The organism is Sphingobium sp. RAC03 (genome assembly GCF_001713415.1).
In the GTDB taxonomy this organism is placed as follows: domain Bacteria; phylum Pseudomonadota; class Alphaproteobacteria; order Sphingomonadales; family Sphingomonadaceae; genus Sphingobium.
The window spans coordinates 18313-40840 of the sequence record NZ_CP016453.1; the positions used below are offsets into that span (position 1 = coordinate 18313).

At 62.5% G+C, this 22528-nt stretch carries 16 protein-coding genes; 10 read left to right on the top strand and 6 right to left on the bottom strand.

Going from position 1 to position 22528, the window contains the following annotated elements; translation table 11 throughout:
- Positions 1–10 precede the first annotated feature (10 nt).
- The 3 genes from BSY17_RS00065 to bla all read right to left on the bottom strand — a co-directional run bounded on the left by BSY17_RS00065 (position 11) and on the right by bla (position 4702).
- Positions 11–2185 carry a TonB-dependent receptor gene (locus tag BSY17_RS00065; protein ID WP_083216933.1) on the bottom strand — a complete coding sequence of 725 codons (2175 nt, stop codon included), beginning with the start codon at positions 2183–2185 and terminating at the stop codon, positions 11–13.
- Positions 2186–2417: 232 nt separating this feature from the next.
- Positions 2418–3584, bottom strand: coding sequence for a PepSY-associated TM helix domain-containing protein (locus BSY17_RS00075; RefSeq protein WP_069063839.1), 1167 nt, complete (start codon positions 3582–3584; stop codon positions 2418–2420).
- 200 nt (positions 3585–3784) lie between these two features.
- Positions 3785–4702 (bottom strand): subclass B3 metallo-beta-lactamase, encoded by a 918-nt coding sequence (gene bla, locus BSY17_RS00080; RefSeq protein ID WP_069063840.1) that lies wholly within the window; start codon positions 4700–4702, stop codon positions 3785–3787.
- Between the two features lie 97 nt (positions 4703–4799).
- Here bla and BSY17_RS00085 point away from each other — a divergent pair, with 97 nt between their 5' ends.
- Positions 4800–5690, top strand: coding sequence for a LysR family transcriptional regulator (locus BSY17_RS00085; RefSeq protein ID WP_069063841.1), 891 nt, complete (start codon positions 4800–4802; stop codon positions 5688–5690).
- Positions 5691–5804: 114 nt separating this feature from the next.
- Here the strand turns inward: BSY17_RS00085 and BSY17_RS00090 are convergent, their stop codons facing one another.
- Complete coding sequence (locus BSY17_RS00090; protein WP_069063842.1) at positions 5805–6302, bottom strand: hypothetical protein; 498 nt, start codon at positions 6300–6302, stop codon at positions 5805–5807.
- A 30-nt stretch (positions 6303–6332) separates the two neighbouring features.
- Entirely contained in the window at positions 6333–7124 is a 792-nt protein-coding gene (locus BSY17_RS00095; protein ID WP_069063843.1) for a DUF4198 domain-containing protein, read from the bottom strand.
- A gap of 122 nt (positions 7125–7246) precedes the next feature.
- Between BSY17_RS00095 and BSY17_RS00100 the strand changes: the two genes are divergently transcribed.
- The 4 genes from BSY17_RS00100 to BSY17_RS00115 all read left to right on the top strand — a co-directional run bounded on the left by BSY17_RS00100 (position 7247) and on the right by BSY17_RS00115 (position 14335).
- A complete protein-coding gene (locus BSY17_RS00100) occupies positions 7247–9349 on the top strand; it encodes a TonB-dependent receptor domain-containing protein (protein ID WP_237236155.1) in 2103 nt (700 codons plus the stop codon).
- Between the two features lie 4 nt (positions 9350–9353).
- Positions 9354–10118 carry an energy transducer TonB gene (locus BSY17_RS00105; protein ID WP_069063844.1) on the top strand — a complete coding sequence of 255 codons (765 nt, stop codon included), beginning with the start codon at positions 9354–9356 and terminating at the stop codon, positions 10116–10118.
- Between the two features lie 274 nt (positions 10119–10392).
- Positions 10393–12666 (top strand): TonB-dependent receptor, encoded by a 2274-nt coding sequence (locus BSY17_RS00110; RefSeq protein WP_069063845.1) that lies wholly within the window; start codon positions 10393–10395, stop codon positions 12664–12666.
- Positions 12667–12688: 22 nt separating this feature from the next.
- The gene (locus tag BSY17_RS00115) at positions 12689–14335 is read left to right on the top strand and encodes an alkaline phosphatase D family protein (protein WP_069063846.1); all 1647 of its coding nucleotides are present in this window, start codon (positions 12689–12691) and stop codon (positions 14333–14335) included.
- Between the two features lie 192 nt (positions 14336–14527).
- Here the strand turns inward: BSY17_RS00115 and BSY17_RS00120 are convergent, their stop codons facing one another.
- On the bottom strand, positions 14528–15940 hold the full coding sequence (locus tag BSY17_RS00120) for an MFS transporter (RefSeq protein WP_237236157.1): 1413 nt from the start codon (positions 15938–15940) through the stop codon (positions 14528–14530).
- A 232-nt stretch (positions 15941–16172) separates the two neighbouring features.
- On the opposite strand from BSY17_RS00120, the gene BSY17_RS00125 reads away from it, so the two are divergent.
- The 5 genes from BSY17_RS00125 to BSY17_RS00145 all read left to right on the top strand — a co-directional run bounded on the left by BSY17_RS00125 (position 16173) and on the right by BSY17_RS00145 (position 22496).
- Positions 16173–17177 (top strand): LacI family DNA-binding transcriptional regulator, encoded by a 1005-nt coding sequence (locus BSY17_RS00125; RefSeq protein WP_069064430.1) that lies wholly within the window; start codon positions 16173–16175, stop codon positions 17175–17177.
- A 291-nt stretch (positions 17178–17468) separates the two neighbouring features.
- Positions 17469–18611: a glycoside hydrolase family 68 protein gene (locus BSY17_RS00130; protein ID WP_069063848.1), complete on the top strand. Its 1143-nt coding sequence runs from the start codon at positions 17469–17471 to the stop codon at positions 18609–18611.
- Positions 18608–19513 (top strand): ROK family protein, encoded by a 906-nt coding sequence (locus tag BSY17_RS00135; RefSeq protein WP_069063849.1) that lies wholly within the window; start codon positions 18608–18610, stop codon positions 19511–19513. Before BSY17_RS00130 ends, BSY17_RS00135 begins: the two co-directional genes overlap by 4 nt.
- Entirely contained in the window at positions 19510–21261 is a 1752-nt protein-coding gene (locus BSY17_RS00140) for a tannase/feruloyl esterase family alpha/beta hydrolase (protein ID WP_069063850.1), read from the top strand. The genes BSY17_RS00135 and BSY17_RS00140 overlap by 4 nt, the downstream gene beginning before the upstream one ends.
- Positions 21246–22496 (top strand): SGNH/GDSL hydrolase family protein, encoded by a 1251-nt coding sequence (locus BSY17_RS00145; protein WP_083216934.1) that lies wholly within the window; start codon positions 21246–21248, stop codon positions 22494–22496. Before BSY17_RS00140 ends, BSY17_RS00145 begins: the two co-directional genes overlap by 16 nt.
- The last annotated feature ends 32 nt before the right edge of the window (positions 22497–22528 follow it).

Genomic DNA, 22528 nt, shown 5'->3' on the forward strand with positions numbered 1-22528 from the left:
GGCAGAATGTTCAAAATTCAATCGATGCCGACGCTTTGAAGGTGCGGGGCATGCCCTGCAACAGGTCGGGACGGAAGCTGTCAAACGCGGACGCCCAATAACGCCGGTTGGCAATATTATCGATGCCCGCACGCAGCGTCAGCGGGCTGTCGCCCAGCAGCGAGACATGGCGCAGGCCGAGGTCAAACCGTGTCCAGCTAGGCAGGAACAGCGTGTTATCAAGGTTGGCGGCCTGCTTTCCCGTATGCACCGCCCGGCCCGTAACGGTGAACGCCGGGGCGAACGGCAGATCCCATTCGACATTGGCATTGAGCATATATTCGGGAACGCCGGTCGGTTTATTGCCTTCATTGACCCCACCTTGGGTCCGACGCAGCTCGGCGTCGATCACCGATCCGCCAGCGATCAGGCGCAGGCCGTTCACCGGCTCCGCGTCGATGCTCAATTCTATACCGCGGTGCCGCTGCGTGCCGAACGGGCCATAGACAAGAAAGCCCGGCTGCGCCGTGTCGAGCGTATAGATAGCGATGTCGCGATCGATCTGGAATAAGGCCAGGCTTGCGTTCAGCTTGCCAAGCGCAACCTTGCCACCCAATTCATATTGCGTGGATAGAAAGGGGGGAAGCGTCTCACCGCCATTGCTGACGGGCAGGACGCCGGTGCCGGTATTGGCGCTGACCGCTGCAGTGGCGCCGGGCACCAACGCCTCTATCCGGTTGGCGTAGAATGACACGCCGTTGACGGGCTTGAAGACGAGACCGAGGACCGGCGTCACGGCATCTTCATCATAGCGGCCGGTCAAGCCACCGGCAGCGATTGGTCCCGTGGCGTTTGCGGCATAGGATTTGCTGCCGATCATCTGCAGCCGCAGTCCGGCGGTGATCTGCAGCCGGTCGTTCCAGAAACCGATGGTGTCGGACACGAACAGACTGCTCAATTTCTGCCGGTTGATCGGGAACGGATCGTCAATATCGCCGCCTGCGAAGGTGACCACATCGGGACGCGGGACAGCGACCGGATCATAGATATTGGTCGCCACCGGCGAGGCCGCATAGAATAAATAGGCATTGCGGTTGACCAGCCAGTTGATCGATCCGCCGACATTGACCTCATGCGTCCAGAGGCGCGATGCCAGCTTGGCGCGCAGACCTACGGTAGCCGCCTCGTTGTTATCCGTGCGCGGGATATAGGAACCCTGTGCCGTGGCCGCGCCGGTTGCTGCGTCGGTCAGTCTTATGGTCTGGTAGAAGCCGCGCTCCGACCCGTCGCGCGCGCCGAATGATGCATAGAGCAGCGCATTGTCGGCAATGTCATATTCGGCCCTAAATTGCCCGAAGATATCGCGCAGCGTGCTATTCTGCCATGGCTGACCATAATTGGTCGATGACCCCGGCACGGCAGGAATGATATTGCCGACCACCAGCTTGGGCCGCTGGTGCGCCACCCTTACACGCTGGTAGACGATGTCGAGCGCGAGCCGCAGCGGGCCATTGTCATAGTCGATGGCGCCGCCCAACAGGTAGGAGCTGCGAAATTCATCGTCGATTGCCACATCGCCCCGTCGCGCCGTGCCGTTGATCCGCACGCCCCATTCGTCGTTCGCCCCATAGCGACGGCTGACGTCGAACGCACCGCCAATATGCTCTGGCCCGGTATAGTTGACGGTCAGCCGATTGAGATCACGCGCGCCCGCACGCTTGGGCATCAGGTTGACGCTGCCGCCGATGCCGCTGCCGCCCGGCGCGGCACCGTTGATGAAGGCGCTGGAGCCGTTCAGTACCTGAACCGACTGGGCGAGTTCGGGCGCGACCAACTGGCGCGGCGCTATGCCATAAAGGCCACCGAACCCGACATCGTCTCCGCTCAGAGCAAAGCCGCGGATGACGAACAGTTCGCCCGCAATCCCAAAGCCCAGCGTCGTGCGGATCGAGGGATCATTTTCCAAGACCTGGCCGAGTGTCTGCGGCTGCTGGTTAAGGATCAGCGCCTCATTATAGGTCTTGATGCTGAACGGCGTGTCTTGCGCAGCCTTGTCGCCGAATATGCCGACATTACCTCCGCGCAACACAGCCGTCTGGTTCTGCTTCTGCGCGGTAACGATGATGGCACTGTCCTGCGCGAAGGCGGGCACAGCGAAGGTCGCGAGCGATGCGCCGATCATCAGGCGCGAAAATTTGGACGTCACAATGGTATCCCCCAGGATAAAAGATCGAAAGATGGGCTGAATCAGCGTCTATGTTTCCGCATCGCCCAGACGACCGCGAGAGGCGGGACCAGGAGAGCTGCCCAAGACAACCAATCCGCCGCGCCGTCACCGGCCAGCGCAGACACCAGCCCGACCAGACTCAGTAGCGCGATGATCAGCGGCGCCGCGAAAATATGGCGAAGCGACCGGACATGATTTCGGGACTTGCCAGTCATTCCGCTGCCGCCACGAGACCACCGCTCTCGACCTCTCGGACATGCGCGTCAGCGCCCGCACGCCGCTTGCCCAGCCACAGCAGCAAGCCGGTCCACAGGACATAGAGGGTGAAAAGGTCAAGGATCGCCCAGAGAATCTTGAGCGGAAGCGCACCATAGTCGCCAAAATGCAGGGGTTGCGAATAGGATAGCGCAACCATGTACCAGGGCATTTGGCGGATGTCGGTCAGCACGCCGCTTTCGCCATCGACCAGCGCTGGCGTCAGCACATGTTCGGTCAGCTTCGTCGTGCCCTGCAGGAAAACGGCATAATGATGCTTGCTGCTGAACCCACCCCCAGGGAAGGCGATGAATTGCGGGTTATTGCCAGGGCGCGCCGCCCGTACCGCCGCCATGGCTTTGTCGATCGACCCGTATCGCGACGGTGGCAATGGTGGCTGGCCCGCATAGGCGCGGGTCATTTCGGCAAGTTCGCCCATCTGCCACATCTGGCGCAGCGGCGTCGCGGCGGCATTGATCACGCCGGTCAGCCCGACGACGCCCATCCACGCCAGGGCAACGATGCCCAACAGATTATGATAGTCGATCTGCCGCAGCCGCCGACTACGGCTCACGCGCAGGGTGCCGAAGTCCAGCTTGCGCATGAAGGGCGCGTAGAGAACCGTCCCTGACAGCAGCGCGATGAAAAACAGGAAGCCCATGGCACCCAGGAAAAGCATGCCGGGCAGACCCATAAACATGTCGGTATGCAGTTGGAGCAGAAAATGCATCACGCCTTCCTCGCTCTCCCGACCCGTCACTTCCCCGGTCGCGCGATCAAGAACGTGAATGGTCATGTCCGCACCACTGCTGTCCGGCTGCGGGGCCGTGGTGATGGTCATCAGTGGCGTGTCATTGTCGAACGCCATGAATACCGGAACTTGGCCCGGTGCATTTGCCAAAACCGTCCCCAGCAAAGCATCAAGCGATTTCAAGCCGGGCGCATCGCTGGATGAAGGCGGTCCCGCTACCGCCATGCTGTCGGGTTCGCCTGACAGCGCGTCGATTTCATCGTGAAAGATCAGCGGCAGTCCGGTGACGCAAAGCATCAGCAGGAACAGCGTGCAGATGAGGCTGGTCCATTTATGAACGAGATACCACACGCGGATTGTGCCGCGGGTCATTATAGAGCGCCCCTTGCTTAGTAATGCGAATTATTCGCGATAAATCGGCGCGTGCGAATATTCAAGGGGGTTTGACCAAACTGCTGACGATATCCCTCTTTTGGTCATCCCCGTACCGGTGAACGGCCCTAGGGAAGAGACGGCGAAGCCGCTCGCTTTACGCGCGACGTTGCCAGCCAGCCTGGCTTAGGAAGCGCGCATCATGGCTCGATCCCGGCACGTTCGCGAGTGAGGCGCTTCGCAAGCAATTCACGCGATCGGGCAGCATAGCGGCGGCAGGCCCCAGGCGTATCATTATATCGACCTTGGCCTGCATTATCCGGATGTGCCGAGATCAGTATGTCACATGGCAATCTGTCCATCCGCTCGTAGCTCGCCGCAAAACCCCTGATGATCGCAGCGCTTGAGGGCGCTATGTAGCGATAGCCATCGGCTGACACCGGATTGAGGCTGGCGGCGAAGACGATCGCCTTGCAGACCTTGCCTTCACAGGCTTTCCAGTTCCAACTCATGCTGCCCATCGTATGACCGGATGTTGCGTGTGCGGTGATCGCCGTGCGCCCAAGCCTCAGCACTTCGCGGTCCTTGACGGCGCGCAGGCGCGTCACACGCGGCCAGCGGCCGCCATAACCCAGTTGTGGATCATCTTTCATATGCGCCCCTAACCGCAAGCCTTCAGCCCCGCGCGCGCTTGCAACGATGGTTGCACCGGTGTCGCGGGCGAGCGCGGCAAGTCCGCCGCTATGATCAAAATGCGGTTCCGTACTCAGAATAAATTTGATGTCTTTAGGGTCGAAGCCAAGCGCGCGGACATTATTCATTATCGCCGGTGCCGCTTGCGGAAGTGCGCCATCGATCAATATCAGCCCTGCACCTGTGTCGATCAATGCGATACTCAGTCCCCCAAAGCCGACGAGATAGGTGTTCCCGAAGATTTTTTCCGGCGGCACTGGCGCAAGCCATTCCTTGGCCCGCTCTGTAGCCATCGGGCGGGTCAATGGATCGATCTGGCCTCGTGCGGGGACGCTGGCCTTGGCAGCGACCAAAGACGGTGCCCCGTGCCCGATGGTTGGTTGCGGACCTGAAACCAGGGCGGCGATTGTCAGTATTGCGATCATATCCTGTCTCCCATTCACCGCTGGGATGCCCGCCGACGTCGCACGTTACAAAGCATGATTTCTCGACAAAGCCATGAGAATAATCGATGGCAAGGCCATGGATCGCGCCCAACTTCCGCTCAACGCCCTGCGCGCTTTCGAGGCGGCAGCGCGTCATCTCAATTTCACCCGCGCAGCGATAGAATTGTGCGTCAGTCAGGGCGCGGTCAGCCATCAGGTCGCGCAGCTCGAACGTCGCCTTGGCACGCGCCTCTTCCTCAGGCTGCCGCGCGGCCTCGCGCTCACCGACGAGGGGCATGCGCTTGTGCCCGTACTTGCCGAAGCCTTTGATCGTGTCGGCGCGACGCTCGACCAATATGCTGATGGCCGGTTCCGAGAGGCGCTCAAGGTCGGGGTCGTCGGCACGTTCGCCACCGGTTGGCTGATTGCGCGCCTGGACGCCTTTGCCCGTTTGCATCCTTCGATTGATCTGCGCATCTCGACCAACAACAATCGTGTCGATCTGGCGGGCGAAGCGCTCGATTTCGCGATCCGCTTTGGCGACGGTGCGTGGCATGGTACGCATGCCGAGCCATTGCTGGCTGCACCCATGGCACCCGTCTGTGCGCCGGTCATTGCCGCGCGGTTGAAGGCCCCCATCGACCTTTTCCATGAACAAATGTTGCGGTCGTACCGACCCGATGAATGGGCGCTGTGGTTCGAGGCTGCAGCCGTACCTGTCCCGATGCTGCGCGGTCCCGTTTTCGATAGTTCAGCGCTGATGGCCTTGGCCGCTGCCGCTGGACATGGTGTCGCGCTGGTGCCGCTCGCGATGTTCACCCGCGAACTGGCCTCGGAACAACTGATGCAGCCTTTTGCAATCACGGTCGACGTCGGCCGTTACTGGCTCACTCGTCTGATCTCACGCCCGGAAAGTGATGCGATGCGCCGCTTTCGCCATTGGCTTATGGATGAGATAGCAGCGCCATCACCCATGGATCAGCGATAAAAGACTACTGGAGTGGCGAGTTAGTTTTAGTGCGGCACGGTTGGAGTGGAAGATCGTTTTCGGTTATGCCGTTGGAGGCAGGTTCGCGGTCGCAACCTGCCCCCCCATCAGCCATCAACGATCCGCTTTGTCCGCAGCCTGACGGGCCGCCAATTGGCGAGCAGCCGTTGCCGTCGCGTCAGCGGCAGTCACTATGTCGTCCCTGTCATTATCCTGCTCAGCGAAGGCACGGGTGCCGGAGGCGTCATATTCGGCCTGGGTCATCTTTGCGTCCTTATCCTTGTCCAGTACAGCGAAGCGGACATGGGTTTGGCGAATCTGACGCTGCCGTTCCTCCGCCTTTTTTTCCTCGCTGCGGTCCGATCTGGCGAGTTGCTGTTCCAGCCGGGCGCGATACTCCGCGACATATTCGGCCTCCGACACCCAGCCATCGCCATTGGTGTCGGTCGCCTGGAAGCGGGCCAGTCGCCCGGCGTCGAATTCGGCGCGGGTCACCTGCCCGTCCTTGTCGGCATCATAGTCGCGGATGAAGGCGGAACCTTCATGTGGGGCGGCTGCGGCATTCCCGGCGATGGCGAGCAAGGCAGCAGCGAGAGAAATTTGGATTTTCATACTATCTCCGATGAAGGAAGAACGGGGCGATCAGGCCGCGTCGAAGGTCAGCGTATAGGTGTAGCTGCGATAGGGTGTTTCGGACCCTGCCGGGGCTGCGCCGCGATGGCGTACAAGGATGAGATAGGTGCCCGCATCCGGCGGCGTCAGGGCGAAGCGCCCATCGGTTCCGCTTTTGATCTGCGCGACGACCTTGCGCCCGTCATAAAGACCAGCGCTGCGGAACAGGCTGATGTCGGCCTGAGGAAGCGGCTTCCCCTCGAACAGCAAGGCAAAGCTGGCGCCGGATCCGGCAACGATGGCGTTGGGGTGGGTGATCGCCTGGATTTCCAGCGCCCGCCCCGATGGCTTGAGCGTCGTGTCGGTCGGTTGGCCGCGCGTCACATAGGCTTCGGCGAGGGTCATGCTCTGCACATCGACCTGCTCGACATTAGCGGGCAGCGTCCCGCCTTCACCGCGCATCGCCCATTTGTCGCCTTGCCGGAACATCTTGCCCTTGCGCCCGGCACGCTGGCCGCTGGTCACCCGATAGGTGCCGTCGGCGGGAATCGCCGCTTCAAAGACAGTCAGGTCGCGCAAATGGGTGACGGGGCCGGTCGGCACGTCCCGGCCATCGGGCGCGACCAGATGGAAGGGTGCGTCGCGCATGGCGACTTCGGGCAGGAAGGCGTCCTCGGCAAAGGCCGCCTGGACAGTGACATGGTCGCCCTTGGCCCCCAGGTCGAATGTGGTCGGCAACATATAGGGCATATGGGCCTGCGCCATGGTGGTGCAGAACAATGTCAGGCCCAGCGCAGCGGAATGGAATCGCGATATCTTCATAAATCCCCTTTCTAGCCTCAGCACTATATCTAATGCGACTCACTTGCAATATCATTCATTGCTGCTAGGTGCTGGCTGGACCGGGCGGGTCAACGCCCGCCTACTGCCGAAGGGGGCCGCATATGATGTTGAAGACCAAAATGAAGCTGGCATTGGGGACCGCGCTGATCGTCACGCCGATCCAGGCATGGGCGCAGGACACCGCCGCCGATGCGCCGCAAACGACGCGCATGACGCTCGATCGGATGGTGATATCCGCGGGCACGGAAAAGGTCGCGATCGACACGCCGCAGGCGGTCAGCACGCTGGACCAGGAGGATATCGACCAGATTCAGGCAACGACGATCGGTGACTTGCTGGAGGCCATGCCGGGCGTCAATGTCCAGGGCGGCGTCGGCCAACTGGGTCAGGGGTTCAACATTCGCGGCCTCGGCACGGCGATCGGCGACAGCGACAACCGCATCCTGCTGACCGTCGATGGCGTGACCAAATTCTACGAACAATATCGCATGGGGGCGCTGTTCAGCGAGCCGGAACTCTACAAGCGGGTGGAAGTGCTGCGCGGCCCAGCCTCTTCAACCCTCTATGGCGCGGGCGCGTTGGCGGGCGTCATCAATTTCACGACCAAGGATGCGTCCGACTTTCTGGCCGATGGCGATCCGCTGGCGGTGCGGCTGAAGGCTGCGACCGAAACCAACGCGCAGGCGCATACCCTGTCGGGGATCGTCGCGGTGCAGCCGGTCGAGGGGGTCGAACTGCTGGGCAGCTATAATTACCGACGCAGCGACGATTATAAGAGCGGCAATGGTGAAACGGTAGCGGCTTCCGCCACCTTGTCGGATAGTTGGCTGGTCAAGGGCCGGGTAGCAATCGGCGGCAACAAGAAACATGCGATCTGGGCCAGCTACCAGGACTGGGTGAGCGATGCGCCGCAGGTCTATGATCAGATATCCGCAGCGACAGGCGCGGCGCTGATGCGCCGCCGCGTTCACGACAAGACGGCGGTGCTCGGCTATGTAAACGACTTCGACGGCAGCAAGATTTTCAATATCGAAGCGCAGATCGCCTATTCCCTATCGAAGGTGCATCAGACCGAAACCACTTTCCTTGGCCCCCTCGCCTATTCCGATTTTTCCTATGAAAGCTGGCAGGCCAAGGTCCAGAACAGCAGCGAGTTCGCCATGAGCGGCGACTGGACGACCTTCCTGATTCTAGGCGGTCAGTGGAGTACCCAGGAACGGCGCAACCCGCGCGTTGCGTTCGACGGCACGGTCACGCCGGGCGCGGGCACCCATCCCGAAGGCAGTATGGACCGCTATGGCCTGTTCGGGCAGTTGGAGATCGTCTGGTCCGACAAGCTGACCATCATGCCGGGTGTCCGGGTCGATTGGAACGACTTGAAACCCGGTGACACGGTGGTTGGCGGCACGACACTGACCGAGCGGGTCAAGGATAGCGGCATTTCGCCCAAGCTGGCGGCGCTCTATAACATCACCCCCTGGATCGGCCTGTTCGGATCGGTGGCGCGCACCGTGCGAATGCCCAATGTCGACGAAGTGTTTACGCGTGCTGCGACCCCCGCGCCCCTGGGGCGTCCCAACAATTCCGGTCTTCGCCCGGAGAAATCGGATAATATCGAGGCGGGCCTCACCCTGTCCTTCGATGACATGATAGGCTCGAATGACCGGTTTCGGGCCAAGACGACCCTGTTTCGCAATGACGTCAAGGATCTGATCATCCAGGGGGCGGCCACGTCGGGAACGCCCTATTTCCAGAATATCGGCCGGTCACGCTTCAAGGGTATCGAGGTGGAGGCGGAATATGGCCTCGGCGGTTTCTTCGCCCGCGCCAACGCGTCCTTCGTCGATGGCAAGGACCGGCTAACGGATAATTATCTCAACACGATTCCGGCCAACGACTATCGGTTGACGCTGGGCTATGTCGATACCGCCACCGGCCTGTCCGGCGGCTGGTCCGGCGAATTTGCCGAACGGCAGGACAGGGTGACGACGGGCAATTTCTCATCGGCCGGGTCCGGCCTGCCGACGCCGGGCTATAGCGTCCATAATCTCTTCTTCGCGTTCAGGCCGCAGAGCGGCGCGGCGAAAGGTTTCGAGTTCCGCATCGCGATGGATAATGTCTTCGACAAACACTATCGCCGCCATCTCTCCGCGCTTGCAGCAGAGGGGCAGAGCTTCAAGTTCACCGTGGCCAATATGTTCTAACGCCATGGCACGGGCAACGCCTTCCTTTCGCATCGGCGGGCCAGCGGCGGCATCGCTGCTGGTCAACGGGCTGCTGATTGCGGCTCTGCTTAACCTTGGCATGGGGCATGGCGCGCGGCGCAGAGACTCACCGGTGCTGACGGTCGTGTCGCTGGCGGTGTTGAAGGGAACGGAGCAGGGGAAAGACGAAGCGGAGGCGTCGGCTCCCCCTACCCAGCCTGCTGCGGCTGACCCACCACCTGTCGCGCCCCCGTCGCCAGCGCTTGCGCCCGTCATTCCCGTCTCGATCGCGCCGCCGATCAGCGCAATTGCTTCCAGTCTGCCGCCTACGCCATCGATCCAACACACGGTATTGGTCGCCACCCCATCTACAGCACCGTCGCCCCCGGCCCAGCCCGTTTCGGGTTCGGTATCGCCAACGACATCGGCCGCCCGTAGCGGGGTCGCCGATGGCCTGGACGTCAAGGCACCGCCTGGCACCAGCCGGACCTATGCCGCCAAGATACGATCCTGGCTCTATGCCCATAAAATCTACCCCCGCCGCGCGCGGATGCGGCGGCAGGAGGGATTGGTACAGGTTCGTTTCATCCTCGATCGCACCGGTATGTTAGTGGAAGGCGCGATCATTCGAGGATCGGGCAACGCCGTGCTGGACGAAGAGGCCGAGGCGATGATGCGGCGTGCATCCCCCTATCCCCCCGCGCCCAGCGATTTGCGCGGCGAGCGGATCGAATTCACCGCGCCGATCGAATTCGTCCTGCCGGTCTGAACCGGGGAAGGCCGGCAGCGGTAGGATGGTGGAAGCCCTGACGGGGCGCTCGGCGGTGCTGGCGGCTCGGTGCGTAGTGATTGGGTCAATGACAAGACCGGGGTGGCGCTTGTCTCCGCGAGCCTTCGCCGTGGCGCGGCTCAATGTGACGATTTCGTTTCATCAATCCAGTTCGAGCTTCATCTGATTGTCATCTCCTAGCCTCTGGCAAGTCACATCCTTGGGGCATCGGCGTCCTCATTCAAAAAAGGGGTTCGCCAACATGACACGCCGTATGCAGTTTTTCGTCGCCCTACTTTCCAGCAGCACCGCTTTCCCAGCTGCGGCCCAGACCATGGCGCCCGAAGTCGAGGCAGTAGGCGGCGAGCAGATCATCGTGACCGCGCAGAAGATCGAACAGCGGGCGATGGACGTGCCCATCACCATATCGGCCGTCAGCGGTAAGCGGATGGCGGAAATCGGCGTTTCCGACTTGGACGAATTGTCCAACTATATCCCCGGCCTCAACATCCAGGAACAGAGCGCCAACAATCCGGGCATCGTCATTCGCGGCATCACGTCGGACAGCGGATCGGCCCAGCAAGCGCCGCGCGTCACCCTTTATTATAACGGCGTCGACATTTCCCGCTCGCGTGGCTCCTATCAGGACATCTACGATATGGAGCGGATCGAGGTCATCAAAGGACCGCAGGCGACCTTGTTCGGCACCGCGTCGGCGGTGGGCGCGATCAGCATGATCTCCGCCCGGCCCAAGCCCGGTTTCGCCGCCGAGCTGACCGCCGGATACGGTAATTATGATGCCAAATTGCTGAGCGGCTTCGTCAATGGCGGGTCGGACAAGGTCTCCGGCCGCATCGCCTTCGCCTGGAAGAAGCGCGACGGCTATGTAAAGAATCTGTCGGCGACGCAGGACGATCTCTATGCCCGCGACCAGTTGGGTGTGCGCGGCTCGCTGCGCCTCACGCCCACCGACAATTTCACCGCCGATCTCATCCTTACCTATGACCGTCAGCGCAATTCCGGCACGCCCTTCATCTCGCGCGCACTGCCGACCTCGCAGGGGCCGGGCAACCCCTTTGGCGCGGCCAATCTGAGCGGTTCGCCGCTATCGTCTTCCGCTCTGCGCGGCGACAAGCTGGGCCTGCGCCGCGACGTTTATGACGCGAACCTGACCTTCAGCTGGGACATCGCCGACGACTGGACGCTGACGATGGTCCACGGCTATCGCGATTTCGACAGCAATGAAATTTTCGATGCGGACGGTTCGGCCGCCTGGTATCTGGAATTTGGCGAGGAGGCGAAGGGCTGGCAGGCAAGCCATGAAACCCGCTTCTCCTACGCTGGCGACCATTTCCGTGGCGCGTTCGGCTGGAATATGTTTCGGGAGAAAAGCAATCAGCGCGTGCCTTTCTCGACGGAAGAAGGCACCTATATTCAGTGCGCGACACGCCTGATCCCTGGCCTTGCCTGTGTAGCGGCCGACGGCACTGTCACGGCATCGCAGGCGACGGCGATCCTCACGCAAGGCGCGGCGACAGTCATTCCCTACAACTCGGTCTTTGAAAATCAGGGCAAGAATGACAGCTATTCGATGTTCGCGGATGGCACCTGGCTCGCCAGCCCGTCGCTGGAACTGACGGCAGGCATCCGCGCGCTCATTGAAAAGCGCCGGTCGGGCTTCGTGACGACTGTACCCAACTCCGTGCTGAGCGGCGCGCCGCTGATTCCGGGTCAGGTCAACACCAATGGCCGCGTCCTGCGTGCCGAAGACAGTTTCGCCGCCTTCCTGCCACGCTTCAATATCCTCTATCGTTTCTCACCCAATCTGAACGGCTTTGCCACTGTGTCGAAGGGCCGCCGGTCACCGACCGTCAGCCTGGACGCGGCCGCTGGCGGCGTCGCCCGCATCAACCGGATCGCGGGGGAAAATGTGTGGAACTATGAAGTCGGGCTGAAGGCCAATAGTGGCATCATTTCCGGTTCGCTGGGTGTCTATTATCAGAAATATGATAATTTCCAGGTCAGTGTGACCGGCACCGACGGCGTCAATCGGACAGTCAGCGCCGGGACGGCCAGCAATCTGGGCGTTGAAGCGGAGGTCGCGATCCAGCCCACCAGCTGGCTCAACATCTTCGCCAATGGCGGCTATATCGATGGCGGCATCGACAATAAGGAAGCCAATGGCCGCTTTGCGGGCGATCAGTTCCGTCTCCAGCCCAAATTCCAGTCGGCGGCGGGCTTCACCATTGACGCGCCGCTGGGCAATGGCATGCGCGTCTTCGCAACGCCCAGCCTCACCTATCGCAGCAAAATCTATTTCGAAGTGCCGAACACCGAAGCCATCAGCCAGAAGGCTGTCATGCTGGCGAACCTGCGCGCAGGCATCGGCTTTGCGGATGATCGCTACGAGATTTCAGGTTTCATCCGCAACCTCACGAACAAGGACTATCTGCTCGATGCCGGCAATACCGGCGGCGGCTTCGGCATCCCGACCTACATCCCCGCAGAACCGCGCTTCTACGGCGTGCAGCTCACCGGCCGCTTCTGACCGGCGAGAGGAAGGAACAATCATGCGCTTCACCATCGATCGCCGCCTGCTCATCAAGGGCAGCATATTGGGCCTGGGGGCCCTGTCCATTCCCGGCGCCGCGCAGATATTGGGTGCGCGCGGCTTTAGCCATGGCGTAGCCAGCGGCGAACCGGGCATGGACAGTGTGCTGCTCTGGACCCGCTATGTCGGATCGGGAGATAGCAAGTTGCGGGCCGAAGTCGCCACCGATCCGGCCTTTACCAAGGTCGTGTCGGGCGGCGAAGTCACCGCCCGCGCGGATGCCGATCACACAGCGAAGATCACCGTCACTGGTCTTCAACCCGGCCAATGGTATTTCTATCGGTTCATCGCGCCCGATGGCGCGATCAGCCGGATCGGCCGCACCCGCACCTTGCCGCAAGGTGACGTGTCGCGCTTCGGCATCGGCCTCTTCTCCTGCTCCAACATGCCCTTTGGCTTCTTCAACGCCTATGGCCATGCCGCCGCGCGCGACGATATCGACCTGGTCATCCATTGCGGCGACTATCTCTATGAATATGATCGCGGTCATTATCCCAGTCTGGAAGACGCCGTTCCCGGCCGGATCATCGAACCGGCGAACGAGATGGTGACGCTGGCCGATTATCGCCTGCGCTACGCCTCCTACCGGCTCGACCCTGATCTTCAGGCGCTGCACGCCGCCTTCCCAATGATCGCCCAATGGGACGATCATGAACTGACCAATGACGCCTATAAGGATGGCGCGGAGAATCATCAGCCCGACAAGGAAGGCGAATGGGCGGTGCGCAAGGCGGCCGCGCAGAAGGTCTATCGCGAATGGATGCCCGTCTCCGATGCGATGTATGACAGTTTCCAGATCGGCACGCTGGCGACCATATTCCGTCCTGAAACCCGGATCACAGCGCGCAACAAGCAGTTAAACGTCGGCGAAGCGGTCGCCGGGCGTGGCGACCTGGCCAAGGCGCTGGCCGATTTCCGGGATGGTGCCTGGAGCATGCAGGATCGCACCCTGATGGGCGCGGAGCAGGAAAAGTGGCTCTATGATGGCCTGGGCAAGTCCAAGAAGGACGGCACAGCTTGGCAGATACTCGCCCAGCAAGTGATCATGGGCTATGGCCGTTTTCCAATCAATGCGGCCGATTGGGTGCCTACCAATTCCCCGGCGATCGTGCGCACGAGGCTGGCCGGTGCGGTCGCCGCGTCGCAGGCGGGGCTACCCTATAATATGGATAGCTGGGACGGCTATCCGGCGGCGCGCAACCGCCTCTATGACGCGGCGCTCGCGGCCGATGCCGACCTTGTCGTCTTGTCGGGCGACAGCCACAATGCCTGGGGCTATAATCTGGGTGAGCGCGGCCCTGGCCAGGGTGAGAACAAGCATAGGGTCGGCGTGGAATTTGCGGGGCACAGCGTTACCTCGCCGGGTTTCGAAGCCTATGCCAAGGGCGTGCCGCCAGCCGACATCGCCCGCGCCCTCCGCGCGGTCAATCCGGGCATGGCCTTCTGCGATACCAGCCAGCGCGGCTATGTCTCGCTAGAGGTAACGCCGCAGCAGGTCGCAGGCTCCTGGCACTTCATGAAGGATATCCGCACGCGCACGACCGACCTTGCAGGCACGCACCGCATGACCGTGCAGCGCGGCGCGAAGCTGCTGCAGAACGCATAAGGCATAGGCAAACCCCGCCATTGCAGGATGGCGGGGTTCGCACCCGAGGCAATGCTAAGCGCCGCGCGTCCGTCGGCGCGGAGCATCACGGCGTCTATCGACGATCATCATCATGAACATGCAAATCAGAGAATGTTGGCATAGTGGCGTGCGGCGACACCGCCAAATATCTGCATTTGCCGCATGATCTTCTTACAACTGGGGACATTGTTGCCGCGCGGCGCGCTGGCGCCTGTACGTCAGGGCCGTGAGCAAGCGCGCATGGCGGGCATGGCTGATGTCGTTGGCGCGCATCAGTGCTATCGCGCATAGGCTGCCGACGATCGGTACGGCTAGTCCCAGGCTGAGCATAGCTGTCTGCACCAATGCTGGCTGGACAGTTTCGGGCACATAGCCGAGCCAGCCCAGTGTCCAGCCGATCAGCGCCGTGGAGGCCGCTCCGCTCGCCTTTACCACCACAAGATAGAAGGCGAATAGCCCGGTTTCGAACCGGCGATGGTGACGCCAGGCGACGACGTCCACGGCATCGGCCAGCAAGCCCCAGGGCAGCATGAAAATGCTGGCGAACCCGAAGCCGATCAGTAGCGTGCAAGCGATCAGGGCATTGGGCCATGCGAGACACAGGGCGAACAGCATGATGCCGCTAATGCAGACGGCATGGCCTGCAGCCAGCAGGGTCGCTTTGCTGAACCGGCCAGTCATCGACGTCCAGGCCAGAACGCCCAAAAACTGGCCGGTGGTCAGGCCCAGCAGCAGCATCTTCACCAGATCCGGGCGCTGGACCACATAGGTGCCGATATAGAGCAGCATCCGGCTGAACATCGGAATGGCAAAGCCGGTGATGAAGGCGAGTAGCGCCAGCGCCAGGATCAGAGGGTCGCGCAACGGTATCGCAATGCCGTCGCCCTCGACCGCTGGGTCGGGTGGGGGCGTCGAACCGTTGTTCGACGCCAAGGCACTAAGCATCATGGTCGCGGCAAAGAGAATACAGGCGATGACACCGGCCACGGCAAGCCGATCGAAGTCCCCTGTCCGCCCGGCGGACTGCACCATCGGCGCAAGGATGATCGCGATCGCCAGCGAACTGATCGTGCTGAAGAACAGGCGATAGCCCGACACGCGGCCGCGCGATCGGCTGTCCGAGGTTACCCGCGCCATGAGTGCATTGTGCGGCACGTCGATCACCGCATAGGCACCGCGAAATAGCAGCAACCCGGCCGCCACGATCCACAGATCGCGCACGCCGAGCGCTGGCAGGGCATAGAGCAAGGCGAAGGCCGCGCCACAGGGTATGGCGGCGGCCGCGACCATCCAGCGATAACCTCGCCCGGTGCGTCGCAGACGGATAACCAGCTTTGCCGCCAACAGGTCGAAGACGAGATCGCCCAGCACCGCGACCAGCATCAAGGAACCCGCGCTGGTCGGCGACTGGCCCAACAGGTCGGTCAGGAGAAACAGGATGGTGAGATCAGCCCCGGAAAAGAGCAGCGCCTTACCCATATTGCCGGAGGAATAAGCGAGCAGCCGACCTTCGCGCCCCGCCCGTTCGCGCAGCGGTGTTCGCCGGTGCAGGCTCTGCTTTGACGCTCGCAACGATGTCAGCACATGATGTCCGCTCAATCCATGCCTGCGATCCAGCGCGCCGACATTTCGGGGACGGCGCCTAGTGGCGCTCTCTTACAGTTTGGCGACTCTGCGGCCTGCGTGAGCAAGCCCATCGGCCGCAGGGCAGGAAAGCGCCATTTGCGCCGATCCGACAAATCGCCCTATAGCGCAAACGCCTGTAGCGGGACGATGACGCCCAGAAGCATGGGTGTGGTCGATTTGGGATATGTGGATGAAACGCCAGAAAGCCTCCAGCCTTGCCGACCTGTCCGCACTTGCCGGCGTGTCCATATCCACGGTTTCCCGCGCCTTGGCCGACAATCCGCTGGTCGCGGTCGCTACCCGCGACAAGATCAAACAGTTGGCGCGCGAGCATGATTTCCAGATCAATGTCGCGGCGCGCAATTTTCGGCTCCAGCGCACCGGCGCGGTCGGGGTGATATTGCCGTTGGGCCATGAGACCGAGCAGCATCTGACCGATCCCTTCTTCATGAGCTTGATCGCCTCACTGGCCGACGCGCTGGCCGACCGCGGTTATGACCTGCTGCTCTCGCGCGTCATTCCCTCGAACGACCAGTGGCTCAAAGCCTTTGTCGAATCCGGCAAGGTGGATGGCGTCATCATCGTCGGGCAATCGGACCAGATCGACGTGATCGAAACAGTGTCCGCCAGCTATGCGCCGCTGATCGTGTGGGGGGCGTCGATACCCGGTTACAGCCAGTTGACCGTGGGGTCCGACAATTTCGAGGGCGGACGGCTGGCTGCGCAGCATCTTCTGGCGCAAGGCCGGAAAAAGCTGACCTTCGTCGGCAATCCAGCGGTGCCGGAATTCGCGGCCCGCTTTGCTGGTTTCAACGCGGCGATCGCGCAGGCTGGGGTGCCGCAAGGCGCTGTCCTGCCCTCGCATGTCACGGCCGAAGCCGCCTATGCGACGGTACGGACATATTTGAAAGAGGATGCGGCGCCGGACGGCATCGTCGCTGCGTCGGACGTGATTGCGCTCAATGCGCTGCGCGCAATTGCCGACCATGGATTGCGCGTGCCCGAAGATGTCGCCGTGGTGGGCTATGACGATGTGTTCATCGCCGAACAGACGACGCCACCGCTGACGACGATTCGGCAGAATTTCGTGCTGGGCGCGCAGATGATGGTCGACCTGCTGTTCCGCCGGATCGCAGGCGAGGAGGCCGCCTCCGTCTCCCTTCAGCCAACGCTCGTGTTGCGCGCTTCGGCCTAAACCCCTCTCGAAACCAAACAATTACCTCGATAAGCAAAAAGTTTTGCAAACGTTTGCATTTAAGATTGCAAACGTTTGTTTTTGGAAATATCAGGGCGGCAACAAGATAGCTGCGCATAGGGGATGATCGGTGAGGGCTGATGTAAGGATTGTGCCGGGTTTGGCACGTCGATTTGGCCATGACGACCATCCTGCCCTGCGCTCTCTTTCAGCGCCTTCTCCGGCCGTTCGTTCCGCCGGGGCGAAGTCAGACCTCCGCCAAAGACTGCACGCTTTGGCGGGGGTCATGACATGGGCGAGCTTCGCCGCATGAGCGAAATGCCTGCCATCAGCCATTGGACTGCAAAGGACGTCGAGCGCATCGATCGCGCTACAGCGCCTTGCGCTCCGGTCATCCCGGCGCAGCGCCGCGTCATCGAGACGCTGGACCTGTGGGATTATTGGCCGGTGCAGACCGTCGATGGTCATCCGGCCGATATTGCAGGCGGCACGCTGTTCATCGCGCTGTCGGCACCCATTTTGCCCGATCCGGACGCAAGGCATGCCGTGGCGCGGATGCGGCTGCTGCATCGCGTCGAGGGTGAATGGCGCGATCTGGGGCCGGTTTTGCCGGACGGTTTTTCGCCCGGCAGTCGCGAATGGTCCGGTTCGACCATCCTGTCGCCCGACGGCGGGACGATCACGCTTTATTATACCGTGGCCGGCGTTCGGGGCGAGGTGGAAACCAGCTTTGCCCAGCGGCTATTCTTTACCTGCGCGGCCTTGACCGTGCAGGATGGCGCCATAGCGCTTTCGCCATGGTCGGAGCCTGTCGAGTTTCTGGAGCCGGACGATGTTCATTACAGCCGCGACATGGCAGGCGGCGGTGCGGTCGGCACGATCAAGGCGTTTCGCGATCCGGCCTTTTTCCGCGATCCGGCCGACAATCAAGACTATATCCTGTTTGCCGGATCGATAGCCCGGTCGCGGTCGGCATGGAATGGGGCGGTCGGCATTGCGCGCCGGGTCGTTGACCAGGAGTGGCAGATATTGCCGCCGCTGGTCGAAGCGGATGGGCTGAACAATGAGCTGGAACGTCCGCATGTCATCATGCGGGACGGGCGCTATTATCTGTTCTGGTCGACGCAGACCAAGGTGTTCGCGGCAGATGGCCCGGTTGGACCGACCGGGCTTTACGGGATGGTGGCGGACGGGCTGTTTGGCCCGTGGCAACCGCTCAATGGGTCGGGGCTGGTGTTCGGCAACCCACAGTCCGCGCCGTTCCAGGCCTATAGCTGGCTGGTGCTGCCGGATCTATGCGTGCAGAGCTTTGCCGACCTGGTCGGGTTGGCGGAGCCGCCGCGCGATGTCGTGCAGGCGCGGGCGCATTTCGGCGGCACCCCGGCCCCCGAATTGCGGCTTATGATCGACGGCGAGAAGGCGTGGCTGGCATGACGACAACGGAAACCATGATCGCGGGCGTCGAATTGGGCGGTACCAAATGTATCGCGACGCTGGCGCGGGGCAAGGATATCCTGCGGCAGGAGCGCTGGGCGACCGAAGGGCCAGAGACGCTGGACGAGATTTCGGCGGCCTTGGCGGCATGGCAGGACGAGGCGCCGTTCGCGGCGATCGGGATCGGCAGTTTCGGGCCGCTATGCCTGGACGCCAGCAGTCCGCATTTTGGCCACATGGAGAATACGCCCAAGCCCGGCTGGGCGGGGGCGGATGTGCATGGCCATTTTGCGCGCCGCTTCGCCCTGCCCGTCGGCATCGACACGGATGTCGGGGGCGCGGCCCTGGCCGAGGGGCAATGGGGCGCGGCGATGGGATGTGCGGTGCATGGCTATGCGACGATCGGGACGGGCGTTGGCCTTGGCCTGGTGGTCGATGGCAAGGCGGTGCATGGCCGCCTGCACCCTGAGGCGGGGCATATGCGTATCCGGCGGACGCCGGGCGATATGTTCGAAGGCGCCTGCCCTGCCCATGGTGATTGCCTGGAGGGGCTGATCGGTGGTCCGGCGCTGGCGGCGCGGGCGAACGGCGCGCTGGCGGATATGCCCGATGACGATCCGCTTTGGGATCGGGTGGCGCGCGAACTGGGCGAATGGGTGGCGATGCTGATCCTGTGCGTGTCGCCCCAGCGACTGGTGATCGGCGGCGGGGTGCTGGATTACCGTCCGACCCTGCTTGCGAAGATACGGGTGGCGGTCGCCGCCAATCTGGGCGGTTATCTGGCGGGGCTGGATCTCGCTGCGCTGGAGACGTTGATCGTGCCGCCTGCCTTGGGGCGCGATGCGGGGCCATTGGGGGCGATCATCGTGGGGCAGAATGCGTTGAGGGGGAGCCAGGCATGAACGAATGGCGCTATTCTGGCATAGCCGCCGCGATCGTGGCGCTGAGCGGCTGCACATCGTTGACCGATGTCGCGCCGACCGCAGCGGTTGGTGATCGCTGCACCGCCTTTGCATCGACACTGCAAGGCCATTGGCCCGACGCCTCGACAAGGGTGACCAGTGCTGTGTTCGTCCCGGAAGGGCCAGCGCCTGCGCCCGATCCGCGTGGTTTTCAATATGACAGCACGGTTCCGCTGAAAGCACATTGCGACGTGCAGGCTGTAATGGCCGAGCGGCAGGGCATGGATGGTCAGAGCTATGCGATTAAATTCCATCTGCGCCTGCCGATGGAATGGAATGGTCGTTTCCTGTTCCAGGGCGGCGGTGGGACCAATGGCGACATTGGCAATGCTTTGGGCGCGTTGGCCGGTGTCGGTCTGGTAACGCCAGCGCTTGCGCAGGGCTATGCCGTAGTCAGCCAGGATTCGGGCCATGACAATGCGGTCAACAGCGATCCGGCCAAGGGCGGTGCGGTGGCGTTCGGCTTCGACCCGCAAGCGCGGCGCAACTATGCCTATGCGTCATTGGGCGCGGTGACCGATGCGGCGAAGGCGGCGATCGCGACCTTTTATGGCAGCGCACCGCGCTATTCCTATTTTGCGGGCTGTTCCAAAGGCGGCCAGGAAGGGTTGGCGGTCGCGCATCGCTATCCTGATGCGTTCGACGGTATCGTCGCCGCGGCACCGGGCATGTCGCTGCCGCGCGCGGCGTTAGCGCAGGCTTGGGACGTGCAGACATTCGGACGCCTGGTGCCCCCCGGCCCCGATGGCCTGCGACCGTTCGGACAATTGGCGAACGCATTTTCGACCAGCGAATTGGGAATCGTGCGGCAGGCCATACTGAAGGCGTGCGACGCCAAGGATGGCGTGGCCGATGGTCTGGTGTCGCATTATGGCCAGTGCGGCAATGCAGATGTGCTGCCGGTCCTACGCGGTTTCGCCTGTTCCGGACAGCGAAACGGACAATGTTTGTCCAATTTGCAGATCGATGCGCTTGTCCGGTCCATGGCCGGTCCGCGCAAGAGTGATGGGTCGCCCCTCTATGTCCGTTTTCCCTGGGACGGCGGCGTTGGCGAACCGGGCTGGGCGGTGTGGAAAGTCGGACTGGCCAAGGAAGGTGTCCCAGCGCTGAGCATCGTCGTCGGCGGATCGGCCCTTTCCGCCATCTTCCAGACGCCGCCCAAGCTGGTGGCTGCCGATCCGCAGGGCATGATGCAATGGCAGATGGGCTATGATTTCGATCGCGATGCGGACGCCATCTATCGCGTGGCGGCCCCCTTCCCGACTTCGGGTTGGGACATGATGTCGGCGCGGTCGCCCGGTATCGATGGGTTCCGGGCCGCTGGCGGCAAGCTGATCGTACCGCACGGCGCGGCCGATCCGGTCTTCTCGCTGGACGACACGCTGCAATGGTATCGGGAGGTCGACGCCCGTTATGCGGGCAAAGGCGCGGACACCGTGCGCGTCTTCCCTGTGCCGGGCATGAACCATTGCGAGGGCGGGCCATCGACCGATCGCTATGACGCCTTTGCCGCGATGGTCGATTGGGTCGAGCAGGGCCGTGCGCCCGAACAGCTCAATGCCGTTGCCCCTGCGGCCAGTCCGTGGCCGGGCCGTACCCGACCTATCTGCCGATACCCCGCTTATGCCCGGTACAAGGGCCAGGGCGATGTCGAGAAAAAGGAAAGCTTCGAATGCGTAAGAGGATGATAGGCCGACTTGCCCTTGGGGTTATCGCGATGCAGGCGGCGCTGCTGCCGGTGCAGGCGGTGGCGGCGGACGATGGCCGCTGGGTCGCGAGTTGGGCGTCCAGCCCTTCCCTGCCCGTCGCCAAGCTGCCGTTCGATTTCTGGGAGCCGGCACCGGAGGTGCAGGGGACCATCCGCTATCATCTGCGCCTGAGCGCGGGCGGCACGAAGGTTCAGGTGCGCCTGTCGGGCGATACCCAGCCGACCGACGTCGCGATCGGCAGTGCGACCATCGCACTGGCCGACGCGCAGGGCCGGATCGATGCGGCCACCATCCGGCCTTTGACCTTTTCCGGCGCGCGATCGGTACGGCTGCCTGCAGGAGCGCCCCTCTTGTCCGACCCGCTGCCGTTGCAGGTGAAGCCGGGCGCGGTCGCCGTGGTCAGCGTCTATCTGCCCACCAAGGTGATTTTGCCGCAGGCCGACCCCAATCATCGCGCCGAATGGGCGATCGGGAGCGACCAGACCGGGTCGGCGACGTTGCGCGGTGCCAAGCCGGTATCGAGCCGTGAAATCGTGACGTCGGTATTGGTGCAGTCGGACAAGGACGCCCGGACCATCGTCGCCTTTGGCGATTCCATTACCGATGGCTTTGGGGCCAAAGATCCGCTGCTGCGCGGTTGGCCGGGGCAGTTGGCCAAGATGCTGAACGCCAAGGGGATCGCCAATGTCGGCATCGCCAATGCGGGCATCGGCGGCAATCGGGTGTTGCGCGAAGAAGTCGGGCCAAGCGGCCTGGCGCGGTTCGACCGCGATGCGCTGGCCGTGCCGGGCGTCACCGACATCGTCCTGCTGGAAGGGATCAACGATCTGGGGCTGAGCGGTCTGGACAATCCACGCACAGACGGGCTGCATGACACGATCACCGCCGATGACCTGATCGCGGGCTATCGCCAGATGATCGCACGGGCGCGGGCGCAGGGGATCAAGGTCCATGGCGCGACGCTGACGCCGTTCCTGGGTTCGACCTTTCCGGGCTATGCGACGCCCGCCAAGGAAGTGATCCGCCAAGCCATCAACCAGTGGATCCGCACCAGCGGCGAATTTGACGGCGTGATCGATTTCGACGCCGCCGTCCGCGATCCGGCCGCGCCCGACCATATCCTCGCCCAATATGATTGCGGCGACAAGCTCCACCCGTCGGACGAGGGCTATGCCGTCATGGCCAAGGCCGCGTGGGACCATTTCAACTTCTAAATCATAGCATGAAAACAGGGACTTGGATCGAA

What these genes read in the sequence shown, in the direction of transcription:
- BSY17_RS00130 (WP_069063848.1), top strand. Translation starts at nt 17,469, where the DNA reads ATGGGCGAGCTTCGCCGCATGAGCGAAATGCCTGCCATCAGCCATTGG.
- BSY17_RS00075 (WP_069063839.1), bottom strand. Translation starts at nt 3,584, where the DNA reads ATGACCCGCGGCACAATCCGCGTGTGGTATCTCGTTCATAAATGGACC.
- BSY17_RS00135 (WP_069063849.1), top strand. Translation starts at nt 18,608, where the DNA reads ATGACGACAACGGAAACCATGATCGCGGGCGTCGAATTGGGCGGTACC.
- BSY17_RS00115 (WP_069063846.1), top strand. Translation starts at nt 12,689, where the DNA reads ATGCGCTTCACCATCGATCGCCGCCTGCTCATCAAGGGCAGCATATTG.
- BSY17_RS00125 (WP_069064430.1), top strand. Translation starts at nt 16,173, where the DNA reads ATGAAACGCCAGAAAGCCTCCAGCCTTGCCGACCTGTCCGCACTTGCC.
- BSY17_RS00100 (WP_237236155.1), top strand. Translation starts at nt 7,247, where the DNA reads ATGATGTTGAAGACCAAAATGAAGCTGGCATTGGGGACCGCGCTGATC.
- BSY17_RS00090 (WP_069063842.1), bottom strand. Translation starts at nt 6,302, where the DNA reads ATGAAAATCCAAATTTCTCTCGCTGCTGCCTTGCTCGCCATCGCCGGG.
- bla (WP_069063840.1), bottom strand. Translation starts at nt 4,702, where the DNA reads ATGATCGCAATACTGACAATCGCCGCCCTGGTTTCAGGTCCGCAACCA.
- BSY17_RS00110 (WP_069063845.1), top strand. Translation starts at nt 10,393, where the DNA reads ATGCAGTTTTTCGTCGCCCTACTTTCCAGCAGCACCGCTTTCCCAGCT.
- BSY17_RS00085 (WP_069063841.1), top strand. Translation starts at nt 4,800, where the DNA reads ATGGATCGCGCCCAACTTCCGCTCAACGCCCTGCGCGCTTTCGAGGCG.
- BSY17_RS00095 (WP_069063843.1), bottom strand. Translation starts at nt 7,124, where the DNA reads ATGAAGATATCGCGATTCCATTCCGCTGCGCTGGGCCTGACATTGTTC.
- BSY17_RS00145 (WP_083216934.1), top strand. Translation starts at nt 21,246, where the DNA reads ATGCGTAAGAGGATGATAGGCCGACTTGCCCTTGGGGTTATCGCGATG.
- BSY17_RS00140 (WP_069063850.1), top strand. Translation starts at nt 19,510, where the DNA reads ATGAACGAATGGCGCTATTCTGGCATAGCCGCCGCGATCGTGGCGCTG.
- BSY17_RS00105 (WP_069063844.1), top strand. Translation starts at nt 9,354, where the DNA reads ATGGCACGGGCAACGCCTTCCTTTCGCATCGGCGGGCCAGCGGCGGCA.